This is a genomic window from Lactiplantibacillus sp. 3062 (assembly GCF_055413545.1).
The window spans coordinates 1-3,784 of the sequence record NZ_JBVAYE010000021.1; the positions used below are offsets into that span (position 1 = coordinate 1).

At 36.4% G+C, this 3,784-nt stretch carries 4 protein-coding genes and 2 tRNA genes; all 6 read right to left on the minus strand.

Annotation, left to right across the window (positions count from 1 at the left end; genetic code table 11):
- The coding region (locus tag ACWQAU_RS15085; protein WP_463841234.1) for a hypothetical protein at positions 1 to 206 on the minus strand (206 nt) is incomplete at its 3' end.
- A gap of 13 nt (positions 207 to 219) precedes the next feature.
- Positions 220 to 1,341 carry a tyrosine-type recombinase/integrase gene (locus ACWQAU_RS15090; RefSeq protein WP_027821349.1) on the minus strand — a complete coding sequence of 374 codons (1,122 nt, stop codon included), beginning with the start codon at positions 1,339 to 1,341 and terminating at the stop codon, positions 220 to 222.
- A 265-nt stretch (positions 1,342 to 1,606) separates the two neighbouring features.
- Entirely contained in the window at positions 1,607 to 3,226 is a 1,620-nt protein-coding gene (locus tag ACWQAU_RS15095) for an SIR2 family protein (protein ID WP_027821900.1), read from the minus strand.
- Between the two features lie 29 nt (positions 3,227 to 3,255).
- Positions 3,256 to 3,326, minus strand: a tRNA-Gly gene (locus tag ACWQAU_RS15100).
- A gap of 57 nt (positions 3,327 to 3,383) precedes the next feature.
- Entirely contained in the window at positions 3,384 to 3,560 is a 177-nt protein-coding gene (locus ACWQAU_RS15105) for a hypothetical protein (protein WP_016511204.1), read from the minus strand.
- 23 nt (positions 3,561 to 3,583) lie between these two features.
- Positions 3,584 to 3,670 (minus strand) — tRNA-OTHER (locus ACWQAU_RS15110).
- Between the last annotated feature and the right edge of the window lie 114 nt (positions 3,671 to 3,784).

Sequence of the window (3,784 nt, forward strand, 5' to 3'; positions counted from 1 at the left end):
AAATATAGAGAAACGGCAAAGCACCAAAACGCTGATATAAAGGCGTTTTGGTGCTTTTGTTTTATGCTCGAAAACCACTCAAACACGATATGTTCTTCCACGATTCTTCCAAAAACGAAAAAAGTAGCCAAAATATAGCAGTTTTTGGAAGAAAAATTAACAAATAATTTTGTAATCCCTTGCGGCACAAGGACTACAGCAATCATAAAATTATCATTTTTAAAATCCTTCGTCCATTAGCTCGGTAGCCTTCTTATCTGACACGCCGTTTTCTTCTTCAATAAGATGGACGTAGGTGTTAACGGTCGTTTCTAGTTTTTGATGTCGAAGGCGATGTTGAACATAGGGAAGGGACTCATGATTTAAGATAAGAATCGAAGCGTGTGTGTGCCTCATGGCGTGTGTTGTAACTTTGTTGATCTTTAGACGGTTACAAATACGTCCTAGCTCTTCGTTTGCATTCCCATTGCCCACGATTTTTCCTAGTTTAGACCAAAATACGAGGTTCTTAGGATTCTTCATTTCGTGTAATTCTAAATAATCTTTCTGCGTATTACGATAGCTCCTCATAAAACGACAGTAGGCGGGTCCTATGGTTATATCTCCATCGGCCTGCCCATTTCCCTTAGTTGGACGAAAAGTCTGTCTACGGGCGTCCCATTGCTGTTTAATGTGAACTATTCCATTATTCAAATCCAAATTATCCCACGTTAGGCCAGCAGCTTCCTCGAACCTAGTTCCAGTTTCTAGTTGAAACAGCATCATTAGCATAGTCATGTGATCATAATCGGCTGTGTTAATGAGGTATTTACGCAGCTTCTTATAATCGGACAACGTCAAATACTTTTCCTCTACGGGCTTGGGAGGGCGTCCAGTGACATGTGCCTTGTAAGCAAAGTCTCGTTTTAGAATACCATCAGCTACGGCGTCCTTGATTGCAGTGTGTACTTGTTGATGAAGCTTGTGAGATGTGGCAATTCCATGACTGCGGCCAAATTCATTCAGAAACTTCTGATAATCCGGCCGTTTAATTGCGCTCATAGGTTGATCTTTAAAATACGCGGAGATGTGTCGCCAGTTGCCCATATACAGCTCGTGAGTATGACGCGATACGCCGTCAGTTTTGTATATTCTGATCCAATCAAGAAAGTAATGCTTTAGACTCTCGGTGCTACGTGATAAGTCAGCACCTTCCAGCAGAGCATTTTTAGTTTTAGTTTCCCACTCAACAGCGTCAGTTTTGCGCTTTTCTAAATGAGTAACCGACTTATAGTTACCGTCATCATCTTTATAAGAGACACGGGCTTGCCATTTACCATTATTAAGTTTGGTTACTGACATGTTTCATTCCCCCCCAACTGGAAATAACAATAGGTTGTCGTTTCCAAACGTATGTTCTATTCTATTTAAAATATATACCCCGTTACGGGGTATAAGCGAGTGACACATAAGTTATATGTTGTACTCAATCTGACAATTCGTCTCTTAAATGATTTGACAAATATATATTAAGATTGACTTTGAATGCTTAAAAAGGTAATATTATTTGTGAGTTAAGAGTCAATGCTGAAAGTAAACTCTTTACTACTGGCTTGCCGACTCAACCCTAAGGGTTCTGAGCCGGTTTTTTTATTTCTTTTAAATCGCCGTTTACTAAGAGATCGTATCCCAATAAAAATTTTCTGATATCAGTACGTAAGTTAGTCTGATCTTTAACAGATTTTTCAAATAGTGGAATAGCAGAATTAAGAATAAAATCATGCAAGTCTGTTTTATCTAATCTTTTTAAGTTGTAGGTTAAAACCATGAACATTTTTGAACGGCTTGTAATATTCTTAGCTTCTTCAATTGAACTGATGTCAATGCGTGCCCAATTACCAATACTATTAATGATACTATCAAGAGAGGGACAGTTTTGAATTTTATGATTTAGTCTTTCAACATCATTATCTTTTAGCTTCAAGGAAGATTGATCAACTGACTTTAGATATCTAGAAAATGGAGTTTTAGTAAGCCGATTACCATCGTGCGCGACAAATGATAAGGCAACAGCAGGTAAATAATTATTTGTTTCGTTAAAGTAATCTTTAATGTAGCTTAGTAAATCAGGATATACATAGAAGTATTTTGCATCACCCATAGCGACTACGATAGGTTTTCCCTGGTCAATCTGATTAGAAATGTCAGACAAATCTTGTGGGGATACGAGAACAGATTCGAGTGAACCGCGACTCCCATAATCAACAATTATTTTTCTGATTAAATCTTGGTATTTTCTTACTTCGTAGGGCGATGCTCCTTCATTAATTTTAGATATATCACTATAAATTTTCGAATAATTATCAGTGTTTATCAATGTGTAGTTAAAGTTTAATATTGGATCGGATACCAATTCTTCAGTTGTTTCCATTTGATTTTTCTCATATTGGATGACGTAGATTCTATTGGCCGACTTTCGTGTATCTTCGGCGGGCAACTGTTGGGAAAAGTCATTTAAAAGTTTTCGAATATTTCTATCAGTTAATGAATATCCAAGAAATATGATTGGAGAGTCAATCATAGAGGATAAAATTTTTGCACTAAGCAGAATTGAATTTTCATCGTACTTATTATAATCATTTGAATTAATTACGATTGTTTGAGGGTCTGTGACACTACCATGTATTTTATATAGTTCGGACCAGCCAGCATTATTGTCAAATAAGCCGTTTTGACCAACATAAACATTCGGCTTACTATTAATGGAATTTAAAGATTTTTCAATAAATTCATCATAATTTGTAGTAATAATCATACGAGATTTATTTATAAACTGTTTAAATAGTTTATATTCAGAGGTGTCGATATCAGATTTTAGGCGAAAATCTGAAAATTTATTGGCAAGGTCATACTTAAATGGGGAGAGTCTTTTTTGTTGTGCTTCCTTAATTGTAAGTCCAGTTACATCTCTCTCTTCTTGATAGAATAGAGCATTAAAATGTTCTTCAATGCGGTCCATGGCTTTAGTATTTGCGATAAAATCTTGTTGATCTTTTGTTGCATCACCGTTTTTTAAGTCAAGGTTGTGAAAAAAAGTGTATAAATTTTCATTAGGGAATTCTTGTTTCCAATACTCTTCGATTAAATCTATCCAGGCGGGGGAGTCTTGAATATACCTTTTTGATATTCCTGATCCAACAAAAACAATCGGATAGTGATTATTCTCAATCATATTCTTTAAACTCATCTAAATTCACATCCTTAGTGATATTTATAAGCGAGTGACGGGAATCGAACCCGCGACTACAGCTTGGAAGGCTGTCGTTTTACCACTAAACTACACTCGCATAAGAGCCAACAATGGGTTTTGGTCGGCTCAACAGTTAATTAGAATGTACCTACAATTATTTTTGCTTAAGACGATCAACCATATCTCTTTCCATTCCTTGGATTATGCGGTCATATTCTTTCCTTGAGTAGCTATCTTTTGTAAGATAAACGAAAGCATACAGATTAATAAAAGAGGTTAAGTCATTAGTAATGTTATCTATGAGTTCGTATTTCGACATATCTTTATCCATAATCTTACCTTCTTTCTTTTAAAAGTGGGTGGCAGGGATTGAACCTACATAACAATTTCAAACGAGAGAGAAGGGCTGAAATCGTTATTCTACCATTGAATTACGCCCACGTGATGTACGTGCTAAAGTAAGCGGTAGTATGGGTTATTTGTTACAATGCGAGCGGCAGGAGTCGAACCTGCATTGGAAGTTGTTAAGAGCGGGGACTCTACCTTGGATAGACA